General features: G+C 71.0%; 18 protein-coding genes and 1 pseudogene. 3 read left to right on the top strand and 16 right to left on the bottom strand.

Annotated elements, in window-relative coordinates:
* The first annotated feature begins 77 nt into the window (after positions 1 to 77).
* Positions 78 to 1,976 carry a 1-deoxy-D-xylulose-5-phosphate synthase gene (dxs, locus tag AB0D04_RS11410; RefSeq protein ID WP_362701903.1) on the top strand — a complete coding sequence of 633 codons (1,899 nt, stop codon included), beginning with the start codon at positions 78 to 80 and terminating at the stop codon, positions 1,974 to 1,976.
* 526 nt (positions 1,977 to 2,502) lie between these two features.
* Here dxs and AB0D04_RS11405 read toward each other — a convergent pair.
* Positions 2,503 to 2,934 (bottom strand): annotated as a pseudogene (locus tag AB0D04_RS11405) (integrase core domain-containing protein); the annotation flags it as partial.
* A 529-nt stretch (positions 2,935 to 3,463) separates the two neighbouring features.
* Between AB0D04_RS11405 and AB0D04_RS11400 the strand changes: the two are divergent.
* Together AB0D04_RS11400 and AB0D04_RS11395 are read left to right on the top strand one after the other, a co-directional pair.
* Positions 3,464 to 3,754, top strand: a complete 291-nt coding sequence (locus AB0D04_RS11400) for a hypothetical protein (protein WP_362701901.1) — start codon at positions 3,464 to 3,466, stop codon at positions 3,752 to 3,754.
* Entirely contained in the window at positions 3,751 to 4,458 is a 708-nt protein-coding gene (locus AB0D04_RS11395; RefSeq protein ID WP_362701899.1) for a phosphatase PAP2 family protein, read from the top strand. Before AB0D04_RS11400 ends, AB0D04_RS11395 begins: the two co-directional genes overlap by 4 nt.
* A 7-nt stretch (positions 4,459 to 4,465) precedes the next feature.
* Here the strand turns inward: AB0D04_RS11395 and AB0D04_RS11390 are convergent, their stop codons facing one another.
* From AB0D04_RS11390 to AB0D04_RS11320, 15 genes are all read right to left on the bottom strand, one after another.
* Positions 4,466 to 5,878, bottom strand: a complete 1,413-nt coding sequence (locus tag AB0D04_RS11390) for a glutamate-1-semialdehyde 2,1-aminomutase (RefSeq protein WP_362701897.1) — start codon at positions 5,876 to 5,878, stop codon at positions 4,466 to 4,468.
* Positions 5,879 to 5,885: 7 nt separating this feature from the next.
* Positions 5,886 to 6,437, bottom strand: a complete 552-nt coding sequence (gene rfbC / locus AB0D04_RS11385; protein ID WP_362701895.1) for a dTDP-4-dehydrorhamnose 3,5-epimerase — start codon at positions 6,435 to 6,437, stop codon at positions 5,886 to 5,888.
* The gene (locus tag AB0D04_RS11380; protein ID WP_362701893.1) at positions 6,434 to 7,717 is read right to left on the bottom strand and encodes a polysaccharide pyruvyl transferase family protein; all 1,284 of its coding nucleotides are present in this window, start codon (positions 7,715 to 7,717) and stop codon (positions 6,434 to 6,436) included. The genes rfbC and AB0D04_RS11380 overlap by 4 nt, the downstream gene beginning before the upstream one ends.
* A complete protein-coding gene (locus AB0D04_RS11375) occupies positions 7,714 to 8,661 on the bottom strand; it encodes a glycosyltransferase family 2 protein (protein ID WP_362701891.1) in 948 nt (315 codons plus the stop codon). The genes AB0D04_RS11380 and AB0D04_RS11375 overlap by 4 nt, the downstream gene beginning before the upstream one ends.
* A complete protein-coding gene (locus AB0D04_RS11370; RefSeq protein WP_362701889.1) occupies positions 8,658 to 9,956 on the bottom strand; it encodes a hypothetical protein in 1,299 nt (432 codons plus the stop codon). The genes AB0D04_RS11375 and AB0D04_RS11370 overlap by 4 nt, the downstream gene beginning before the upstream one ends.
* A gap of 5 nt (positions 9,957 to 9,961) precedes the next feature.
* On the bottom strand, positions 9,962 to 11,236 hold the full coding sequence (locus AB0D04_RS11365) for a DUF4910 domain-containing protein (protein ID WP_362701888.1): 1,275 nt from the start codon (positions 11,234 to 11,236) through the stop codon (positions 9,962 to 9,964).
* Positions 11,233 to 12,297, bottom strand: a complete 1,065-nt coding sequence (locus tag AB0D04_RS11360) for an NAD-dependent epimerase/dehydratase (protein WP_362701887.1) — start codon at positions 12,295 to 12,297, stop codon at positions 11,233 to 11,235. The genes AB0D04_RS11365 and AB0D04_RS11360 overlap by 4 nt, the downstream gene beginning before the upstream one ends.
* A gap of 3 nt (positions 12,298 to 12,300) precedes the next feature.
* Positions 12,301 to 12,948 (bottom strand): PIG-L deacetylase family protein, encoded by a 648-nt coding sequence (locus AB0D04_RS11355; protein ID WP_362701886.1) that lies wholly within the window; start codon positions 12,946 to 12,948, stop codon positions 12,301 to 12,303.
* A complete protein-coding gene (locus AB0D04_RS11350) occupies positions 12,945 to 13,742 on the bottom strand; it encodes a glucose-1-phosphate cytidylyltransferase (protein ID WP_362701885.1) in 798 nt (265 codons plus the stop codon). Before AB0D04_RS11350 ends, AB0D04_RS11355 begins: the two co-directional genes overlap by 4 nt.
* Positions 13,739 to 14,983 carry a class I SAM-dependent methyltransferase gene (locus tag AB0D04_RS11345; protein WP_362701884.1) on the bottom strand — a complete coding sequence of 415 codons (1,245 nt, stop codon included), beginning with the start codon at positions 14,981 to 14,983 and terminating at the stop codon, positions 13,739 to 13,741. The genes AB0D04_RS11350 and AB0D04_RS11345 overlap by 4 nt, the downstream gene beginning before the upstream one ends.
* Complete coding sequence (locus AB0D04_RS11340; RefSeq protein ID WP_362701883.1) at positions 14,980 to 16,221, bottom strand: glycosyltransferase; 1,242 nt, start codon at positions 16,219 to 16,221, stop codon at positions 14,980 to 14,982. Before AB0D04_RS11340 ends, AB0D04_RS11345 begins: the two co-directional genes overlap by 4 nt.
* Positions 16,222 to 16,232: 11 nt before the next feature.
* Complete coding sequence (locus AB0D04_RS11335; RefSeq protein ID WP_362701881.1) at positions 16,233 to 17,474, bottom strand: O-antigen ligase domain-containing protein; 1,242 nt, start codon at positions 17,472 to 17,474, stop codon at positions 16,233 to 16,235.
* A gap of 1 nt (position 17,475) precedes the next feature.
* The gene (locus AB0D04_RS11330; protein WP_362701880.1) at positions 17,476 to 19,008 is read right to left on the bottom strand and encodes a right-handed parallel beta-helix repeat-containing protein; all 1,533 of its coding nucleotides are present in this window, start codon (positions 19,006 to 19,008) and stop codon (positions 17,476 to 17,478) included.
* A gap of 8 nt (positions 19,009 to 19,016) precedes the next feature.
* Entirely contained in the window at positions 19,017 to 20,975 is a 1,959-nt protein-coding gene (locus AB0D04_RS11325; RefSeq protein WP_362701878.1) for an alginate lyase family protein, read from the bottom strand.
* On the bottom strand, positions 20,972 to 22,506 hold a 1,535-nt coding region (locus AB0D04_RS11320), incomplete at its 5' end, for a Gfo/Idh/MocA family oxidoreductase (RefSeq protein WP_362701877.1). The genes AB0D04_RS11320 and AB0D04_RS11325, both read right to left, overlap by 4 nt.

The raw sequence follows: 22,506 nt of genomic DNA, 5'->3' as shown, positions 1-22,506 counted from the left end.
CGGACGACAAGCTGCGGATCCGGTGCATGTACCGAAGCGAAACCCTTTTTATCAGCAGTGCCGAAGGAGAATGACGCATGGGCATTCTGGAGTCGATCCGCGGGCCGCAGGACTTGAAAAAGCTCGACGCCGATGAGCTGGGCAGACTTGCCGAGGAAATTCGGGAATTCCTCATCAATTCCGTCTCCCGCACCGGGGGACATCTGGGGCCGAATCTTGGTGTGGTGGAGCTGACAATTGCGCTGCACCGGGTCTTCGACTCACCCACGGACCGCATCGTTTTCGATGTCGGCCACCAGACGTATGTCCACAAGCTGCTGACCGGCCGCCAGGACTTCTCCAAGCTGCGCAAGGAGGGTGGCCTCTCGGGGTATCCGAGCCGCGCCGAGTCACCGCACGACATCGTCGAGAACCAGCATGCCTCCGCGGCGCTCAGCTGGGCCGACGGCCTCGCGAAGGCCGACCGGCTGGCCGGCCGGCACGACCGCTCCGTGGTCGCGGTGGTCGGTGACGGGGCGCTGACCGGGGGCATGACGTGGGAAGCGCTGAACAACATCGCCGCCGACAAGACACTCCCCTTGGTCGTCGTGGTCAACGACAACGGCCACTCGTACAATCCCACCATCGGGGGACTCGCCACCCATCTGGCCGCCCTTCGCACGACGGACGGTTACGAGCAGTTCTTGGAGCGCACCAAGAACGTACTCGACCGCACGCCGTTCGTCGGCCGCTCGGTCTACGACGCGCTGCACGGGGCGAAGAAGGGCCTCAAGGACTTCATCGCGCCTCAGGGCATGTTCGAGGACCTGGGCCTGAAGTACGTGGGGCCGATCGACGGCCACGACGTGGCGGCCGTGGAGAACGCTCTGAGTCGCGCTCAGGGCTTCGGCGGTCCGGTGATCGTTCACTGCATCACCGAGAAGGGCCGTGGCTACAGCTTCGCCGAGGAGGCCGACGAGCGCTTCCACCAGGTGAAGGTGATCGACCCCGACACGGGGAAGCCGGTCTCCGTCTCGGGCAAGGACTGGACCACCGTCTTCGGCGAGGAGATGGTACGGCTCGGCACCGAGCGGAAGGACATCGTGGCGATCACGGCGGCGATGCAACGCTCCACGGGGCTTGCGCCGTTCGCTGAGCGGTTCCCCGACCGGTTCTTCGACGTCGGTATCGCCGAACAGCACGCGGCGGCCTCCGCGGCCGGGCTGGCCACCGCCGGACTGCACCCGGTGGTCGCGGTGTATGCGACGTTCATGAACCGGTGCTTCGACCAGCTCCTGATGGATGTGGCCCTGCATCGCTGCGGGGTGACCTTCATGCTGGACCGCGCGGGCATCACCGGTGACGACGGCGCCGCGCACAATGGCATGTGGGACATGGCCGTCCTGCAGGTGGTGCCGGGGCTGCGGATTGCCGCGCCGCGCGACGCCGACCAGCTGCGGGCCCAGATGCGCGAGGCCGTCGAGGTGGAGGACGGGCCAACGGTCGTGCGCTACTCCAAGGGCACGGTCGGTCCCGAGGTGGCCGCCGTCGGCACGGTAGGGGGCATGGACGTGCTAAGGGGCTCCGCAGAGGACGGGGCCGACGTGCTGATCGTCTCCGTCGGAGCGCTCGCTCCCATGTGTCTGGAGATCGCCGGTCGGCTGGCCGAGCAGGGCATCAGCACCACTGTGCTGGACCCGCGGTGGATCAAACCGGTGAACGAGGACCTTCCGGCCGTCGCCGCCCGGCACCGGCTCGTGGTGACCGTCGAGGACGGGGTGCGGGCGGGAGGCGTCGGCTCCGCCATCGCGCAGTCGCTGCGGGACGCCGAAGTGGACGTCCCGCTCCGTGACTTCGGCGTCCCCGTCGAGTTCCTCGACCACGCCGAGCGCAGGCGGGTGCTCGAACGCGTCGGTCTGACGGCGGCGGAAATCGCTCGCCGGGTCTCGGGCGTCTTCGCCGGTCTGGGGCGGGACGAAATGGTGTTCCCGGGCTGAGGCGGGGCACGGCGGCGGAGCCGGCGTCGGCCTCCGGAACCGGAGCGCATCCCGGAGGCCGACGTTCGTATTTCTCGGGGGACACCACCAGGACTCCGGCAGCGTTCCGGCGGTTCTTCCAGAAAAGCGCGCGCAACCGTCGCCCAGCGGGTTGCGCTCCTGGGTGACGCACGGCAGGCCGCTGCCGATGGACGGGCCGCACTTCGCCGAGGTGTTCCGCACGACGCCGACGACCGCGAAAAGGTGTCGGCCGAGGTGGGGGACTCACGTCCGCCGCACACGAGGCACTCGGCATCGAGGTCGGGCTCACGCATACGGAGTTCAGGGTCGAGCAGGGTCGAGCAGGGTCGACCAAGGATCCTGGAGACTGCGGCCCAACTCGCCGGTGAGCGTTCTACCGGTACGTCGCTGGAGTGGATGTCGTGGATGCCTCGACTCAGTATGCGGGCCCACGCCGGATCTTCGGCCACGTGAGCCTGGAACCTCCATGGGGTCCACTTCACCTTCGCGTATCAACCGGACTGCGTCACCGAGGTGCAGGGCGTCGACCGGGTGCAGAGCGAACCCACAGGTTCGCCAGGTCAAGATCTTGGTCGCACCGGGTGACTTTGTGGCCTGCTGGACGGGTCCTGAACCGGACACCGGGTTTCCTGGATTCTCGGCGCAGCGTTGCTTGCGGCCGTCGCGGTCGGTCCGCGCGCTCTCGCGGGCCGGCGAGGGTAGTTGACCTCTGTTCGATGACGGCAGGAGCGAGGCAGCCGACCGCCGAGTGCCTGTGCTGGTGGTTGTAGAAGCCGAGCCAGCGGAACACCGCGAGCCGAGCGGCCCATTGGGTGGGCCGGCCGCGCCGTCCGGGCAGGACCTCCCGTGTGGGCAAGGCGAAGAACGACTCGGCGGCCGCGTTGCCCGCGCTCGAGCCGACCGCGCCCATGGACCGGCGGATGCCGGCCGTGCGGCAGTCGATGACCGTGGCCATGGGCCCAGCTCGCGCATCAGCCGCTCGATGGTGCAGCGGGCCACCTCAGACACCCTTGCGCTGGAGCGCGCGGGTGATCCGGCGAGCCCCACAGGTGCCGCCAGAGGTCGCGTGGATCTCCTCGATCACGGGCATGGGCCGCTCGCTCGCCTCGTCCGGGGGCGGTCGATCTCGTGGGCAAGAAACACCGAAGCGGGCCCTCAATACCTTGTTGGCCCGCTTTAACTCCGCTCTTTTGTTGCGGAGTTGCTTCGACTCCTCGCACTCGGCGGTGGCCGGCCGTTCGTCGCGGTCGCCGACATCCGCCTCGACCTCGCGACTGTCCGACGGCGTTTGCCGCGACCGGATTGTTGGTTAGGGTGACAAGTAGAGGCTGATCCCGATGCCCTTGGCCAGGGCGATGGCCAAGCTGGCGAGTTCGGGGCTGCACAGGCTTACACAGGCTTACCGCTCCCGCGGAGCCGTACAGGCCAGGAGCGGGTGTCCGCCAGGCAGTCGTGATCGCCGGAGGGTGGTCGGACACGACGGGGGGCTCGCGTTGGATCGTCTGGCCGGAGCGGAAGTGGAAGTCGACCGCCACCACGTAGGGGGTTGCGGCGCGGTCGAGTTCGACGATGCCGTTTCCGACCTGCCCGCGGGAGCCGAGGACGTGACGGGACACAGAGGCCGTGGCGTGCCCGGACTTACGGTCACCGGAGTCGTCCGGAAACAACGCCCCGCCGTCGTGGAGCGCCAGCAGGGCGGCGACGTAATCCCGCAACGCCCGACGCTGCACACGGTGGACAAGAAGGTGGGCGGGTGACCGGCCGGCCGGCGCCCGCGGTGCTGCTCCCATCGCTGCGCGTGTGGCTCGGGCTGATTGCGGCCCTCGCCGCGCTGGTGGTCGTCGTGCTCGGGGTCCTGTATGCCGACGCCGGCCGGCCCGGCAGGGTGGACGCGCGGATCCGGGCGGCGGTGGAGGGTGTGGGGCCGCTGTGGCGGCACGTCGCTCTGGCCACGGACTTCTTGGGCGAGCCCGTGGGAGCGGCGACGCTGGTCGTGGCCACCGTGACGGGCTGCCTGCTGCTTCGGCGTCCTCGCGCAGCGGTGCTCGTCGTTGCCGGCGCCGGCATCACCGTAGGGACGGCGACGCTGCTCAAGCACCTGGTGGGACGCACCATCCACGGCGACGAGAACCTGTCCTACCCGAGCGGGCACACCGCCTTCGCCACCGCGCTCGCCCTCGTGGTGGCGCTGCTCGCGACCGGCCGGTTCGGCCTCGGCAGGACGGCCGGCACCTCACTCGTGCTCGCCGCGGCGCTGGTCGCCGGCGCCGCCATGGGCTGGGCGCAGGTCGTCCTGGGCGCGCACTACCCGACTGACGTCCTCGGTGGCTGGTGCACCGCGCTGGTGGTGATACCGGCGACCGCGTGGCTGATCGACCGGACGGCCGACCGGCGGGGCGATCGGACGGCCGACCGGCGGGGCGATGGGACGGCCGGCGCCGGTCGGCAGGAGCGTCGCTGACGCCACGTCACACCAAGCGGCGGAACACGGGCTTCACCGGCCGCCCGGCCAGCCAGGGGGTGGGGTCAGCGGCGTCCAGTGCCTTCCGGTACACCGCACATACCTGGGCCACCACGTCGATGGTGCGGTCGATGTCGGCGTCGCCGAGCGCGCTGCTCACCACGAACGACGGGGCCAGCACTCCGCCCGCGAGGAGCCGACGCAGGAACAGGGTGCGGTACTGCTGCGACGGCTGCCGGTTCTCGTCGAGGGTGGCGAAGACCAGGTTGCTGGCCCGGCCCCGGACGACGATGTGGTCGCCGACGCCCATACCGGCCGCGGCCTCGCGGACACCGGCGGCCAACCGCTCGCCGAGGGCGTGCAGTTGCGCGGTGATCCCCTCCTCGACGTACGTGGTGAGCACGGCCATCGCGGCTGCCAGCGAGTGCGTTTCCGCACCGTGCGTGGTGGACAGCAGGAACACCCGCTCGCCGGAGTGACGCAGCCCGCCCCGCTCCATCAGATCGCGGCGACCGGCCAGCGCGGAGACGGCGAACCCGTTGCCCAGGGCCTTGCCGAACGTGGAGAGGTCGGGGACGACGCCGTACAGGCCCTGGGCGCCCGCCTCGGACCAGCGGAGGCCGGTGATCATCTCGTCGAAGATCAGTACACAGCCGTGCCGGTCGGCCAGTTCGCGGAGGCCTTCGAGGTACCCGGGAGTGGGGTCTTCCCTGCTCAGTGGGGTATCCCCGGCTCGAGCGAAGCCGAGAGCCTGGGGAAGAAGTGGAGAGCTTGGGGAAGGCTCGGTGTGGCCGGCAGGTTCGAGGATCAGACAGGCGACCTCGTCCTGGTACCGGGTGAGCAGATCCTCCGTGGCGGCCAGGTCGCCGTAGGGGAAGGCCACGGTGAGTTCGGTGGTCGACGCCGGAATGCCGGCGGACATCGGCGTGGTGCCGATGAACCAGTCGTCGGTGGAGAAGAACGGATGGTCGCCGCAGATGGCCACCCGCGGGCGCCCGGTGACGGCGCGGGCGAGTCGCACCGCGGCGGTGGTGACGTCGGAGCCGTTCTTCGCGAACTTCACCATCTCGGCGGTCGGCACCGTGGCCAGGAAGCGTTCCGCGGCCTCGACCTCCACGATGGACGGCCGGACGAAGTTGCTGCCACGGTCGAGTTCCCGCCGCACCGCCTCGAGCACGCGTGGGTGGGCGTGGCCGAGGCTGACCGACCGCAGGCCTGAGCCGTACTCGACGTAGCGGTTGCCGTCGATGTCCCACACGTGGGCACCGCGGCCGTGGCTGATGACCGGGGCCAGGTGTTGGGGGTACTGGTCGTCGCCCTTGGCGTAGGTGTGCGCGCCCCCGGGGATCATGGCGTGCAGCCGCTCGTTCGCCTGCCGCGACCGGGGCAGGAGGAACTCTTCGGTGTCTTCGGTGTCCACGCCGACTTCACCTCTCCTTTTGCTTCAGGGCCTCGGCGAGGCTCGGCGCTTCCCGGTCCCGCGGGGACATCGATACGGGCGGCAGCGGCCAGGGGATGGCGAGTTCCGGGTCGTCGAAGGCGATCGTCACGTCCTCGGCCGGGTCGTGCGGGCGGTCGATCCGGTACGAGGTGTCGGCGGTCTCGGTCAGCGCCTGGAAGCCGTGCGCGCACCCCGCCGGGATGTACAGGGTCGTCTGCGTCTCGTCGGACAGCTCGAAGAAGGCCCGGTTGCGATAGGTCGGCGAGTCCGGCCGCAGGTCCACGACGACGTCGAAGATCCTCCCGTACGAACACCGCACCAGCTTGGCCTCGCCGGCTCCGGAGCGCAGGTGCAGGCCGCGCAGCACGCCCCGGGCCGAGCGGGACACGCTGTCTTGGACGAAGGTGGCCGGGTCGAGGCCTACCGAGCGGACCACGTCGGCGTCGAAGGTGCGGCAGAAGAAGCCGCGTTCATCGGCGTACGGCGTCGGCTCGAACAGGTAAGCGCCGTCGATCGCCGGGATTTCGGTCGCCTTCATGGAGCCTCTCGCAGGGCATGGGTGTGGTCGGCCACAGGGAACAGGGCCGTGGTCAAGTCGGTGAATTGGTCCCGGAGTTGACGAGCGGCATCCAGGTTCCGCTCGGTGAGCGTCCGCCGAAGTTCCGCCGATCGCTGCTCCAGCGCCCGGAACTGCTCGAGCAGCCGGTCGGCGTCGACCTCGCGAGCCGGGTGGGAGTACGCGGCAAGCCCCATCTGGGCCATGAGCGCGTCGCTCTTCGCCGCATAGCTGAGTGCGAGCGTCGGCACGCCGACCTTCAGCGCGCAGATCAGGTTGTGGTACCGGGTCGCCACCACGGCGCCGGCAGCCGCCATTTCCTTCATCAGGTCGGCCAGCGAGGCCGCCTCGGCAGCGGTGACCAGCGGCGAGTCCACCGCGTCGAGGATCGCGGCGACCACCGGCGCATCGCACTCGTCGCCGGTGAGCAGCCGGACCGGCCTGCCGTCCTCGACCAGCGCGCGGACGAAGCGGGTCGTCCCGTCGAGGTAGCGCCGGTGGATCTCCTCGGCCCGGGCGCGGTCGTCGTCACCGCCGTGGAAGTCCATGACGCCGACGCAGACCGGGCCCGGCGGGCCCGAGGGCGCGATGGGCGTACCTCCCTGCTCGAGCGAAGCCGAGAGCTCGGGGCACGGCGGCGTTGGCAGGGCGAAGGCGAGGTCCGGGTAGACCTCGTCACGCACGGTGTCCACGCCCATCGCCCGCATCGCGTCGCGGGACAGGTCGTCCCGGTACGACCGGTACGTGGCGAGCCTCGCCGACCACCGCACCAGGGCCCGGGTCGGCCGGTTGCCGATCTCGGCGGCGCCGACGCTGACCAGCGCGACCCGGGTGCCGAACAGCCGGCCGGATGCGCAGAGCAGGAACAGCGAGTACGGGAAGCCCCACGGCCGCAGCGGCAGTGTCGCCTCCAGGACGCCCATACCCGGCACGATCACCACGTCGTGCCGGCGCACCCAGGCAGCGGTGCGGACGGCGTCGACGAGTTTGCCCAGACCCTTCGCCGCGATCGCGCCCGCCCGCGATGCGGTCCGGTACTCCCCGCGGTACCAGTGCAGCCGCGTCGCGGGGATCCGGTACCGCGTCGCGACGACCTCGGGTCCGCCGCACAGCGCGTCCACGACCGCGTCCGGGTGTTCGGCGCGGAGGTAGCCGAGCACGGCCTCGAGCGACCCGTCGTTGCCGAGGTTGCCGGAGCCGAGCAGGCCGAACACCCCGATGCGCACCGGAGGTTGTCCGTCGGTCTCGTCCGCGGACGTCATGCCTGGCTCCCCTCACGTCCGGCGACAAGGGCGTCGACGGAGACAGTGAGCAGGGCCGGGTCGACCGGGGCGCGGTCCTCGACCCGCTCGCCGGAGCCAGGACGGGCCCGGCTGGTCATCCATGCGGCCAGGTGGCGGTAGCACGCGCGCCGGTCGGCCGAGGACAACGGCGCCCGCCGGATCGCCGAGGCGAAGCCCCAGACGTACTCGGCGAGCAGCCGGGGCGTCGGGTGCAGCGGGCCTGCCCGGCGCGGGTCCAGGTTGACGCACCGGGAGCGCATGCTCGGGTTCGCCCGCTCGGCGCGGGTGGGGTGGTCGCGGCGGAAGTACAGCAGTTCCGGCACCTGGTGGAACGGCCCGTGCAGGGCGATCTCGGCGACGAACGTGCGATCCGCGTGGTGGTAGCTGTCCATCGGCTTCACCCGGCGCAGCACGTCGGCCCGTATCACCCCGTAGAAGTCGTCGCCACCGGGCTCGAACAGCAGACTGCGGAAGCGCTCCGCCGGGTGCGGCGAGTCGGTGGCGAGCGTGTACTTGTACGGCACCGTCACCTGGCCGTCGCCGTCGATCACCGCCTGGTCGGCATGGGCGAGGATCACGTCCGGCCGCTCGTCAAGGGCTTCCACGCAGCGCCGCAGCAGGTCCCTGGCGTACAGGTCGTCGTGCGAGGCCCACTTGAACAGCTCGCCGCGGCACTCGGCGAACGCGTGGTTGTGGTTCGGCGTGGCGCCGGTGTTCCGAGGCAGCCCGATGTACCGGATGCGCGCGTCCTGCGCGGCGTACTTGCGGCAGATGTCCTCGGTCCCGTCGGTCGAGGCGTTGTCGGAGATGACCAGCTCGAAGTCCTCGTAGGTCTGGCCGAGCAGGGCGTCGAGCGACTCGGCCAGGTACTCCTCGCCGTTGTACACGGGCAGGCCGATGCTCAGCCTGGGTTGGGCGGTCATGGCGTCCTCACTTCGGGGATGGGGTTGCGGTGGTGCTCGCGCAGGGCGGACCGCAGTTGCAGCCACCACACGGCCGAGCCGCTCAACGTCGCGGCGGCGACGCCCCAGGCCGAGCCGACCGTGCCGCCCACGGCCGCCCCGCCGAGCCCGCCGCCGACATAGCAGGCGGAGGCGAACAGTTGGCAGCGCAGGCTGCGCCGGGCCGCGCCGAGCGCGCGAAGGCCGGCCGCCGCACCGGTGCCGAGTCCTGCGCCCGCGACGCTGAAGGCGATCGGCACGATGAGCTCCGAGGCGGAGTGCCAGACGCCGCCGAGCACAAGCTCGCCGAGCCGGCCCGGCATCAGCAGCAGCGCCCCGCCCCAGAACAGCGCGCCGGCGGCCTGCCCGCCGCCCAACAGAAGGCAGAACGTGCCGAGTCGGTGCGGGGCCCGCCGGAGCACCCGTGCCGCTTCCGGGACGGTGACCAGCGAGAGCCCCATCAGCACGGCGAGGAACGGGCCGAGCAGGAGCTCGCCGCCCCGGACCGCACCCACCGCGCCGACCCCGACGATCGCGCCGAGCCCGTACGCCCGCAGCTGGCTCGCGCCGCTGAGGCTGACGTTCTCGACCAGATACCGGTAGCCGAGATCGCGCTGTTCGCGAAGCCACCCGCGCGCCCCGGTCATGCGGGGCCGGATGCCTGACTGGACGCAGCCATACCCCGCGGCCACCGTGGCGGACGCGCCCCAGGCGAGCACGAAAGCGGCCACGCTGCCCACGCGGGCCGCCACGACCAGGGCCGGGACGAGCGCGACGCCCCACACGAGGTCGTTGACGAACGCCTTACGCCCGATGCCGGCGGCGAAGAACGAGAACCGCCAGGCGTCCTGAAGGAGCAGCCCCGGCAGCATGACGCCGAGGCAGGCGAACGCGGGTCCCAAGCGACCGCCGAGAGCGAGGCCGACCACCAGGCACGCCGCGCCGATGGATACACCGACGCTGAGCGCGGTACCCGAAGAGCGGGCCACCGCCCCGCGCCAGGACGCGTCCGACACACCGCTGAAGCGCACCACGAGCGGATCGGTGGCAAGGCCGCGGGAGACGTTGAGCACCACGCCGCAGGTCACCCAGGCGAGGCTGAACACGCCGAACGCGGTCACCCCCAGCGAGCGGGCCACGTAGATGCCCACCGCGAAGTTGCTCATGCTGGAGGCCGCCTGGTCGGCAAGGCCCCAGGACAGCCGACCGACGAGGGCCCGCTTGGCGGATCCGGCCGGTGGCGCCGTTGTCTGCGGCTTCTCCCCCTCGGTGGTCATCGGAGTCATGCCTTGACGAGCCCGGCGCCGTGCAGAGCGTCGGCCGCGGCGGCGACGGTGTCGAACGGCAGCCCGGACCGCTCGGCGACGTCAAGGAGACTGTGCTCGCCGTCGGAGAGGCTGAGCACCCAGAGCATGGCCATCTCGGTCTGCTTCGCATCGCTCCGGCCGCCGAGCGAGTCGTACAACCCACGCCGCCCCAACTGCGGCTCGCCATAGGGACTGAGGTTGACGTACCGCCGGTTGCCGTCCAGTACGGCGAAGGCCTCGCGGCAGACGGCGAGCGTGTCCGCCATCGCCTCCGGGGAGACGAAGTCCGGGTTGTCCGCCGAGGTGTGGTACTCGGGGTAGCCGGCGTACGGAGTCCGGCTGAGCGACCCCACGCCGAGATCGAACCCGGGCGAGCAGAACTGCCGCTCGTCGTAGCCGTACGGAGTGAACTCGGTTACGTGGTGCGGGCGTTCGGAGGCGGCCAGCACATGCCCCATCACCCGGTCGATCTCCGCGTTGCCGCGCCTGCTCTGCTTGTACGTCAGTTGGCCCGAGTCGCCCGCGCAGGCCAGCACGAGTCCGTGTTTCACCCGTTCCACCCGGTCCGCGTTGCGGGCCAGCCAGGTGATCGCCCCGATGGTGCCGGGCGCGAAGAGGAACCGGTAGGTGTAGTACGGCGTCTGCTCCGCCAGCGCGCGGGCCAGGAACGTCGCCACCGCGATGCCCGCCAAGTTGTCGTTGGCCAGCGACGGGTGGCAGACGTGGCAGGAGACGATCACCTCGTCGGGGACCTGTCCGGGGACCACGTGCTCGGCGTAGGTGAGGTGGCCGTCCGCGAGTGTGGAGTCGACGCGCACCTCGTACTCGCCGTCCGGCAGCGCGTCCAAGGTCTCCTGGGCCAGGCAGAACCCCCATTTCGGCTCGTAGTAGCTCGTGCGGTACGGCACCCAGTTCGGGTGGTCCGGCAGGGTGTGCAGGTGGGCGCGAAGCTCGGCCAGCGGCATGGTCTTTGACACCGGCACGCTGTAGCCGAGCACGTGCAGGCTGGACGCGGCGAAGTCGACGACCCGGTTGCCGGCGGTGTCGGCGATGTACGCGTCCCGGATGTTCCACTCCTGCGGCACCGTCCAGTCGAGCACTTGCGTCCCGGTCGGCACCTCGTGCACCTGCAGCGGTACGTACTCGCCGACGATCTCCAGGGTGGCGCGCACACCGTCGCCGGTGATGCTCCGGCACAGCGGGTACAGCCGCTCCACCAGCGCGTACATCTCTTCGCCGGCCGCGATCATCGGCGCCACCGCAGGGTGTCGTCGACGGCGCCGGCGTCGGACGCGGCGCGCAGCACGGCGAGGCGGGTGAAGCGGCGCTCGAAGTCCTCCCGGGTCAGCCCGAACTTCCGGTAGGCGTCGGCGAGTTCGAGCGCGCCCTGCTTTACCGTCCACTCGCAGTCGAAGCCGGGAATCGCGGCGCGGAACCGGGAGAAGTCCACCCGGTACGAGCGCGGATCGGCACCGGTCTCCCCGGTGATCACCACCTTCGCGCCGGATACCGCCTCGGCGACCTGCTCGGCGATCTCGGCGACCGTGACGTTGTTGATCTCGCTGCCGATGTTGAACGCCCGGTCGTGCACCGCTTCCCGCGGCGCGGTCAGCGCGGTCGCGAAGGCCCGTGCGATGTCGGCGGCGTGCACCAGCGGACGCCACGGGGTGCCGTCGGACATCACAAGCACTTCGCCGGACAGGAGCGCATGGCCCACCAGGTTGTTCAGCACGATGTCGGCGCGCAGCCGGGGCGAGTAGCCGAAGGCGGTGGCGTTGCGCATGTACACCGGGCTGAAGTCGCCGTCGGACAGCGCGTGCAGGTCGTCCTCCACCCGCACCTTGGACTCCGCGTACGGCGTCACCGGGCGCAGCGGGGCGTCCTCGGTCACCAGGCCGTCCCCGCCGGCGGCGCCGTAGACCGAGCAGGTGGACGCATACAGGAACCGCCGCACTCCGGCCTCGCGGGCCAGCCGGGCCAGGCGTACGGAGGCGTGGTGGTTGATGTCGTAGGTGAGGTCCGGGGCGAGGGATCCCAGCGGGTCGTTGGAGAGCGCGGCCAGGTGGATCACGGCGTCCACCCCGGCCACGTGGTCGGCCGTGACGTCGCGCAGGTCCACCCTTCCCCAAGCTCTCGGCTCCGCTCGAGCAGGGGATACCCCAACCCCCGGAGGGTCCGCAGGCGGCGGGCCCAGCACGCAGTCGGCGAACAGGCCGGAGTCGAGGCCGACGACCTCGTGCCCGGCGGCGGCGAGCACCGGGGCCATCACGGTGCCCAAGTAGCCCTGGTGTCCGGTCAGTAGTACGCGCAAGGTTCAACCCCCCAGGTTGAGAGTGAGTTTGGTGACGGCGAACGCCTCGGCGTAGCGCGCATGGCATTCGATGCCGCGGATCCGCGCCAGCCCGAGGAAGGCCTCCCGGTCGTACCAGGGCCGGTGCCGCTGCGAGGGATAGTGCTCCTGCAGCAGCCGCACCTTTTGTTCGGCGATCTCCGGCGACAGCGGCTGGTACGCCGCCGGACGGCCGAGATCGCCGTCCCACTTGACGATCTCGTAGCCGAGGACGAGGTGGTCGCGGAATGCGGTGGTCATCAGCTTCGCCAGGCCGCGGTGGTCCTGGTGCGCGTCATCGGTACGCGGGGCAAGGACCAGGTCCGGCTCGGTCTGCCCACGCAGCTCCTCGACCGCGGCTTTGGCTTCCTCCCAGTGCGCGGGCATTCGGCCGTCCGGCAACTTGAGTACGGTCAGCCGCAGTTCGGCGCCCGGGCAGAAGGCGGCGAGCGCGGCCTGCTCCTCCTGCTCCCGCTCGCTGCCGCCGCCGGAGAGCACCAGCGCGTCGATGCGGATACCCGGCCGCGCGAGGCACAGCGTCAGCAGCGTGCCGCCGGCGCCGATGGCGATGTCGTCGCAGTGCGCGCCCACCGCGACGATCCGGTCCAGGGGCCCGGCCCCGAGCCGGATCACGCGGTCCTCACCGCGGCGCCGTCCCGTTCCCACACGGCCCACGGTCGGTCGCCCCGGGCGTAGGCGTTGTCGAGCGCGGCCCGCTCCTTCACGGTGTCGGTCGGCTTCCAGAAGCCGCGGTGCTGATGCGCCACCAGCCGGGCCCGCTTGGCCAGTTGGGCACATCCGTCGGCGACCAGGTCCCCGTTCTCCGGGATGTGGTCGAAGACCTCCTGGCGGAGCACGAAGTAGCCGCCGTTCTCCCACAGCGGCATGTCGCTCACCGCGGTGATGCCCCCCACCAGGCCGTCCTCGCCCAGGTCCACGCAGTGGAACGACGACTGCGGCGGCACCACCATCATCGACGCACCGGCGTCGCGCCGGGCGAACCGGTCGATCATCTCCGGCAGCGGGGCGTCGGTGAGCACGTCGGCGTAGTTGGCGAGGAACATCTCGTCGCCGTCCAGGTGGTGCCGCACCCGGCGCAGCCGCTCCCCGATCGGCGACTCGATGCCGGTCTGTGCGAACGTGATCGTCCAGTCGGCCATGTCGGTGGACAGCAGCTCGGTCCGACCCTCCCGCAGCACGAAGTCGTTGGACGTCGTCTCCTCGTAGTTGAGGAAGAAGTCCTTGATGTGGTGCGCCCCGTACCCGAGGCACAGGATGAACTCCGTGTGCCCGTAGTACGCGTAGTAGCGCATGACGTGCCAGATCAGCGGCCGTGGGCCGACCATCGCCATCGGCTTGGGCATGTCGTCGGAGGCTCCGCTGCGCATACGCAGCCCATAACCGCCGCAGAACAGTACGACCTTCATGGCTTGACCTCGACAATGCTCAGTTCCGGGATGGGAAAGACCAGCCGGCCGCCCCAGGCGTGGATGAAGGACAGTTGCCCGACCAGCTCGTCCCGCAGGTTCCACGGGAGGACGAGGACGTAGTCGGGCTTGTCGGTGCTGATCTGCTCGGGCGGCAGGATCGGGATGCGGGTGCCCGGGGTGAACCTGCCGTGCTTGTAGGGGTTGCGGTCGACCGTGTACGGGAGCAGGTCGGGCCGGATGCCGCAGTGGTTGAGCAGGGTGTTGCCCTTGCCCGGAGCGCCGTAGCCGACGACCGTCTCGCCGCGCTCGGCCGCCTCGATGAGGAACCGCAGGAGGTCCCGGCGCACCTTGGCCACCCGGGCGGAGAACTCGGTGTACCCGGACAGCTCCTGCAGCCCGGCGGCCTTCTCCCGGGCCAGCACGTCTGCCACCCCCCGGGTCGGCTCGCCGGCCACCTCGGTCGGCCGGGCCCACAGCCGGATGGAGCCGCCGTGCGTGGGCAGCAACTCGACGTCCACGAGCGTGAGTCCGCCGCCGGCGAGGGCTCGGATCGCGGAGGCGACCGTGTAGTACTGGAAGTGCTCGTGGTAGATCGTGTCGTACTGGTTCTCCTCGATCAGGGTCAGCAGGTGCTGCACCTCGATGGAGACCCAGCCGTCGTCGGCGACCAGGGCGCGCAGGCCCTGGGTGAACCCGACCACGTCGGGGATGTGCGCGTACACGTTGTTGGCCACGACCAGGTCCGCCGGGCCGTGTTCGGCGCGGACGGCCGAGCCGGTGGCCGGGTCCAGGAACGCCATGAGCGTGGGCACGCCCGCGTCGCGCGCCGCGGCGCCGACGTTCACCGACGGCTCGATGCCGAGGCAGCGGATGTCCCGGTCCACCACGTGCCTCAGCAGGTATCCGTCGTTGCTCGCGACCTCGACGACGAAGGCTTCCTTCTCCTCGGAGTCGAGATCCAACCGCTGTACGGCGTCGGCGACGAACGTGCGCGCGTGCTCCACCCAGGATGTCGAGAAGGAGGAGAAGTACGCGTACTCGCTGAACGTCTCCTCCGGCGTGATCAGCGGAGGGATCTGCGCGAGCCAGCAGTCGGTGCAGACCCGCAGGTGCAGCGGGTACGCGGGCTCCGGCTGGTCCAGTTGGTCCGCGGCGAGAAAGCTCTCGCACGGCGGGGTCGCCCCCAGATCGACGACGCTCGCCAGTGTCGTCGAGCCGCAGAGTCGGCATCGTGTCATCTACTGTCCCCATCCCCCCTGCTCGTGCGGGTTTCCCCGCCGCGAGCCAGTGCCGACCGACCCGCGATCGCGGTGCGGTACTCCTCCAGCAGGCGCTCCAGCCCGACGGCCGGGCTGAACCCCTGCTCATAACGGCGCCGGGCCGCCTGGCCCATCTCCCGGTTGCGGGCCGGCTCGCCCGTGATCCGGCGTATGCAGGACGCGAGCGAGACAACCTCGCCCGGCCGGTGCAGCAGCCCGGTCACCCCGTCCTCGACGAGTTCGACGAAGGCGCCGTGACCCGCGGCGACGGCCGGGACCCCCGCCGCCATCGCCTCCACGACCACCAGGCCGAACGCCTCCAGCCACGTCGAGGGAGCCACCACGGCGACCGACCTGGCAATGGCCTCCCGGCACTGGGCCGTGTCGTACAGGCCGACGTATTGCACGTCGTCCCGGCCCGCCGCCCAGGCGGTCACCTCGCGCTCCAGCGGCCCCGTGCCGGCGATCACGAGCGGCACGCCCACGCCGCCGTCCGCGGCGAGCTCGTCCCACGCGGCCATGAGCAGCCGTACACCCTTGGCCTCCGCGAGGCGGCCGAGATACAGCAGATGCGCGCCGTCGCCCGCCCGGTACGTGCCCGGGTCTGGCACGAAGTTGTGCTTCACCGCCAGCCGTTCGGCCGGCATGCCTGCCCGTACCAGGACGTCGCGCTGCGCCGCGGAGATGCAGAAGAACCGCTCCACGCCGGACCACCACCGCCGCCGGTTGACCGACAGGCTGACCGCGAGCGGCACCGTCGCAAGGCGGGAGTTCCGGTAGCAGCCGTGCCGGACGGCGGGCAGCGGCGCCGTCCCGACGCACTCGGTGCACGGCTGTCCGTCCCGCTGCAGCGTGCCGGGCGGGCAGACCTGGGTGTAGTTGTGCAGCGTGGCGACGGCGGGGACGCCGGCGTCGGCGCAGGCGGCAAGGACCGCGGGCGACAGGAGCGGGAAGACGTTGTGGACGTGGACGACGTCCGGCCGCTCGGCGCGCAGCCGGGCGGCCAACTCCGCACGGACCGCCGGGTTCCATGGCACGAGGAGCGGCACCGCGACTTTGCCGGGCAGGGACCGGGCGGCGATGTCGTCGCTGCGCCGCTCGAACACCTCGACCCGGTGGCCGGCCGCGCGCAGCAGCTCCACCTCCTGGTCGACGACCTTGTTCTCCCCGCTCGGCTGCGCCGAGGCGTAGCGGTTGTGCACTACCAAGACGTTCATGCCGTGCATGCTCAGGTCATCTCCGATCTCCGGGCCCATCGCGGGATGTGCCGTCGAGGGGCTGCGGGCGTCGGCAGGTGCGTGGCCGCGGCAGGCGCCGCCAACAGCGAGGCGGCCACGGCCAGATGGAGCAGATACGGCGAGGCGTCGCCGAGCCCGGCCTCGGTGTACGACGCGGTGGCGCAGTAGCTGACCAGGAAGATCGCGCAGGCCCGCGGCAGCGACGGCGGCCGCAGCAACGCGACGCCGCCCAGCGCGATGATGATCGCCGCCACGATGGCGGCGCCGGTCAGACCCTGCTCCTGGTAAACGGCCAGCCAGCTGTTGTCGATCGGCAGCCCGCCGAACGACTTGTCGCCAAGGCCCATGCCGAACAGCTGCTCCGTGGTCGTCCGGGGCGCTGCCAGCAGGGCATCCCAGACCTTCGCCCGACCGGTGAGGTTGGAGAAGTTCTCCTCGCTCTGCCCGCGCAGGAACCACGCCTGCAGCGCGGAGCCGAACCCCACCGCGGCCACCGTGGCGCACAGCACCGTCCAGGTGAAGAACCGGCGGGCGGCGGCGCTGGTCAGGAGGAGCGAGCCGATCGCCGGCGCAAGGCCGATGAACAGGCCGAGCGTGGCCGTCCGGGTATGGGTCAGCGCGAGCAGGACGAGTGAGGGCACGATGATGACGGCCGCACTGACTCTGTCGGCCCGGCGCCCCAGGACGAGCAGCACGGTGAGCCCGATGATCACCGCGGCGTACTGTCCGATCTGCGGCGGGGTGAGCGGCCACAACGCGCCGACAAGACGTCCGCCGTAGAGCTCGGGCAGGGCCGCGCCCGGTGAGATGACCAGGCCGGCGGCCACCGACCCGAGCACCGCGAAGTACATCCGGATGTGGTGCCGGACGAACGTCAGGCCGCCGTCCCACCAGCGGCTGAGCAGCCACAGCGTGCCGACGAAGAGAGCCAGCCGGCCGCAGCGGAACAGCGCGCCGAACCCGGACTCCAGATCCACGCTCGAGATCAGGCTCGGTACCAGCAGCAGGGTGAGCAGCAGCACGAAGGCGCTGGCTCGGATGCGCAGCCGGAGATTCACCGCGAGCGCCAGCGCGAACGCGGCGACCAGCGCGCCCATGGTGACCATCTGGATGAGGGAGCGGGGCAGCGGGATGATGGTCACCGCCCCGGCGGAGCCGAGCGTGTTGAGGATCAGCAGCCCCCAGGCTGTCCCGACGATCTTCGGCGAGTGGTCTGTGTGGTCTGGGCTCATCTCAACCACCGTCCCGTGCGCGGAAGGTGCTGCCCGCGTCCTGCTGGTACGGCGTGCCCTGCCACTGCCCGAAGTCGAGCTTTCGGCTCGGGTCGTGGGCGATGAAGTTCCATGGTCCGCGGTACACGTTGTCGTGCCAGCGGTTGCGCTGCTTGTGGGTGATCGCCTCAGCCACCCGTTCGCCCGGGTACGGCGACCAGTCCGGATAGGTGCCGTAGTTGGCCAGCACCGCCATTCGGCCGCACTTCACCGTGCACCCGACGACGGACTTGTCCAGCACGAAGCGGTTGTCGTGGATGTCCACCCGCTGGGTCTTCCACCGGCAGTCGGCGTAGAGCGGTGCGGTGGCGATCGCCGGCTGTGCGCAACGGTCGGTGTTCTTCACCAGCAACGTGCAGTCACCGGACGAGGTGTTGGCCGGGCTGTTGCAGAACCGGTCGGCGTTCTCCCACAGGGTGATCCCGGACCAGTTGTTCTCCAGCACGTTCCGGTAGATCTCGATCTTGTCGGTGCGTGCTCGGATCCGTGGTTCGCCGCCGGACTCGGACAGGTAGACGGTCGCGTACGGGAAGTTGTCGCCGCGCTTGGCCTCCCTGCGGCCCTCGACCCAGTTGTTCCGCCGGATCGTGTTCTTCCGGATGACCGCGTTGTAGCTGGTCTCGTAGATCAGCGCGGCACCGTCGTTGTCCTCGAGCACGTTGTTCTCGATGTGGAAGTCGTTGTTGTTGGTGTCCGCCCACAACCCGGTTCCCCGGTTGTCGTGCACCCAATTGCCGTGTACGTCGGCGCCGTTGACGGCCCAGAACTTGATGCCTCCTGTGCAGCCGCAGCCCTTCCGTCGCCGCTCCCACTCGCCGGTGTTGTTGCCCACGATCTCGTTGCCCTCGACCACCAGGTCGGTGATGCGGCCGTTGGCCTTGTACGCGTTCATTCCGTACTGACCGTTTTCGCGCAGGCAGTTGGCGCGGACCTGCTGGCGGGCACCGGCCATCAGTCCGGCGCCGGAGTTGTGCTGGATCGTCGTGTGCTCGATCACCCACCCGTCGGCCGAGTCGTGGTTGACCACGCCCTCGTCCGCCGGCGCGACGAAGCGCTGCACGGTCAGGTAGCGGATGGTGACGTTGCGGGCGGTGCCGCCGAACGCGTACTGGTTGGTCTTCCGGCCGTCGAGCACCGCGCCCAGCGCGCCGAGGTAGCGGTTCCCCTTCTTGGGGATGACCTGGGAGTAGCGGTCCGGATCGAGCCTGTGCTTGCCCGGTCGAAGCCAGAACGTGGTGTTCGGGGGGCTGCTCTTGGTCTTCGCGGCCAGGTCACCAACGACCGCGGGGTCGATCGTCACCGCGCCCGCCGGCGCCTTCGCCGGCCCGGCCGCGGGCTTGGCGCACACCCGGGCCACGGATCGGGCCGCGGACGTGGATGGCGCACCGGTCGGCTCCGCCGGGGCGCCCGGCGAGCTCTCACAGCCGGCCGCCGCCGGCAGGGCCAGCGCCAGCGGTGCCGCCGCCCACGCCCAGTGCCGCCTCTTGATCCCCATGCGCCCCCCTAGCCGCGGAACCTGAGCACGGTGGTGAACCCGTCCGCGCCGTAGGCGAAGCCGGTGCCGACCAGCGTGGTGGTGGGTTCCTTGCGCCCGAAGCCGGGGGAGTACCAGCCCAGCGGCGGGTCACTCTCGCCGCGATGCGCCCGCCAGGACAGCTGCCCGGGCAGGTCGAGCACCGCGGAGCGGTCCTCGCCGTCGCGGGTCCAGGTGAGCTGTGCCCGGTTCTCCACCAGGTCCGCGGCGATCGCCGGGCCGAGGTGGAACGCCAGGCGCAGGGCCCGGCGCGGGCCGCGCAGCTCGTCGACCACCCTCAACTCCTGGCTCGCGGCGGTCAGTTCCACCCGGCGGCGGTGCACGGAGCCCTGGTAACCGTCGTGCTCGGCGCACCAGCGGGCCACACCGTCCTCGGACGTCTCGGCGACCAGGACGCGGCTGCGGGCATGCCGGGTCCACAGGAACGGGCCGCCGGAGACGGACTGGTCACCGCCGTCCAGTTGCAGGGTGGTGTGGCCGAGGGTCGACCGGAAGTACTGCCGCCACTCGGGTTGCCCGTGGTAGCAGTACGTTCCCGGGTCGGCGAGCACGTCGACCCCGTCGTGCCGGACCTCCACGGACAGCGCGTCCGCGTGGGCATGCGCGGCGATGGACAGGAACCCGTGCGGACCACCGTCGCAGCGGCACCAGACCTCCTCGGTCCCGCGCAGGATGGTCATGCCCGCGTCGGCGAAATGGGCCGGTCGGCTTGCCGGGCGGGACACGGCCGGTGCGGTTTCCCTTTTCGCGTACGGCCGGATGAGCGCGGCAAGGAGCGGGGTGCGCACATCGGTGCCGGTCACCGTCGGCCACCAGGCCAGCCGGCCGAACACGGCGTCCCCGGTGGCAAGGAGCGAGGCCCAGCGGTCGGTTCCCGTGCCGTCCACGACCAGACCGTGTCCGTCGTCCGCGTCCCCCTGGCGCGGCGGCCGTAACCGGCCGTCCACGACGGCCGCGAGCGCGTCGGTCATGCGCAGCAGCACCAGCCGGATGGACGCGGGGACCGGCACATCGGCGGCATCCGCCTCGGCCACCGCGGCCAGGCCGAGCTCAAGCACCAGTCCGTGATACTCGGTGGCCAACTCGCGGTTGAGGCCGGAGTCGAAGGTGTTGCTTCGCAGATGCCACTCCAGCGACCGCAGCGCGCCGGCCCGCCAGCGCGCCGAGGAGGGGAACCACCCGAACGCGCAGGCCCCGGCCAACTGCCCGGCGGCCTCGGCGATGACGTGGTTGTTCGCCGAAGACCCGCGGCTGGGGAAGGCGGCCAGCCAGCGCTGATGGTGCCAGATCTGGTTCAGCGCCACCGGGTTGCCCTCGAACAGCCCGACCGCGCCCGGCCAGCCGTCGAGCAGCCGGCGGATCCACACCCAGGACAGCAGCCGGATGCCCAGCTCGATGCCGCTGATCCAGTGCACGCCGCGCAGCGGTGGGTTGGCCGTCCACCACGACCGCAGGTGCTCGGCCACGCGCTCGGCGTACCGCTCGTTCCCGGTGATCGCGTAGGCGGCGGCGAGCACGGTGAGGTACTGATGCCGGGACAGCTCCCAGATCTGCTTGATGTCCCCGACCGCGTCCTCGTTCCGGTACGGCACGTCGAAGGCGTAGCCCCATGGAGCCCGGCGCCCGGTCTTCGGGTCGCACCACCAGTCCGGGTCGGCCAGGTCGTCGCGGACCACCCCGAAATACTCGACGTGCCCGTACATCAGCCGATCCGCCTCGGCGATGAGCCGTTTCGCGGCTTCCGCCGGCACTGCGGCGATCGCCCCGGCGGGCAGTACCGCGGTGAACCGGGCGCCGGTCACGCTCGGGCAGTCCGGCAGCGACGACCGCCACCGCCGCCTGCGCACCGCGTCGCCCACCCGGCCGCCGACCTCCCGCGGTCCCATCCGGGACAAGCGCCTCAGGTACCAGCCCACGCTCATGGTCATCGTGCCCTCGCCAGTGTCACCGGCGCGCCGCCGACCAGGCCGGCCTGGACGGCGAGGGTGGCCGACGTGGTGGCGATCAGCGACTCCAGCGGCACCGGCATCGGCCCGCCGGTCCGCACGGCCTTGATGAACGCGGCCAACTCGGCGGACTGGCCCTTGTCACGGGCCTTGGGCAGCCGCGAGCTGACCCACCGCTTGCGGCGGCCATCGTAAACAGCGGCACGGACGAAGTCGTCGAGCCTCAGCACCTTGCCGTCCGCGACAAGGTCCAGCGTCTCCTTGGGGAAACTGGCCGCGCCGGTGGTGACGTAGCTGATGGTGGCGGTGGACCCGTCCGGGTAGCGCAGCACGACCTGCAGGTCCTCGTTGCCGGACGTGGCGACCGCGTACACCGAGACCGGGTCGCCCGCGAGCAGCCAGCTCACCGTGTCGATGAAGTGCCCGCCCTCGCCGGCGAAGCGCGAGCCCTCGGTGCCCTGTTGGAGGTACCAGCTGCCGTGCCCCAACTGGCCCGCGTTGACCAGGTAGCGGACGCTCGCCGGACCGGTCCGGGCGCCGAACCGCTTCCTGGCCTCCTGCAACAGCGGCGCGAACCGGCGGTTGAAGCCCACCTGCAGCCGGTCGTTGCCGGACTCCTCCACCGCCGCGAGCACGCCGGCCAGCTCGTCCTCGGTGAGGGCTAGGGGCTTCTCCACGAACACCGTCTTGCCGGCCAGCAGCGCCCTCTGGGTCAGTTCGGCGTGCGAGCTGTGCCGGGTGACCACGAACACCGCGTCGATCGACGGGTCGCCGAGCACGGCGTCGAGATCGGTGGTCGCCTCGGCGAAGCCGAACTTCCGCTTCGCATTGGCCGCGGACAGCGCCGTCGTGGTGACGACGGTCGACAGCGTGATGCCGTCGCGCTGTGCCAGGTGCGGCAGCAGCATCGACGTCGCGTAGTTTCCCGCGCCGACGAACGCCAGCCGCACCTGCGCCTTGGCAGCCCGGGCCGGGGTGGACGCTACGCCGCTGCGTCGCACCGCGGGCACGGCCACCGCCGGGGCCTCCGCTTCCCCCGCTTCCCCCGCGCGTTCGGGGTACCGGAACAGCACAGCCACGGCCTTCAGATCGCCGTCCTTCAGGCGCTGGTACGTCTCGACGGCGTCATCGAAGTCGGCGATGTGGGAGACCAAGGGCTCCACGTCGACGCTGCCGCGGGCGAGGAGATCGAGGAAACATGCCAGGTTGCGGCGCTCGGTCCAGCGCACATAGCCGATCGGATAGTCCCGCCCCTCGAGTTCGTACTCCGGGTCGTAGCGCCCGGGGCCGTACGAGCGCGAGAACCGGACGTCGAGCTCTTTCTCGTAGTACGCGTTCCACGGCAGGTCCAGGCGGCACTTGCCGATGTCGACGACCCGGCCGCGATCCCGGCTCAACCGGGCGGCCAGCTCGACGGGCTGGTTGCTGCCGCCGCCGGCGGCCAGGTACACCTGGTCCACGCCGTGACCGCCGGTGAGTTCTGCGACGGCGGCTTCCACGGCCGCGGACGCGG

Source organism: Streptomyces sp. NPDC048483, from assembly GCF_040651455.1.
GTDB lineage: Bacteria > Actinomycetota > Actinomycetes > Streptomycetales > Streptomycetaceae > Streptomyces.
Note: the sequence above shows the minus strand (reverse complement) of the source record. Positions and strands in the feature narration are given on the sequence as shown.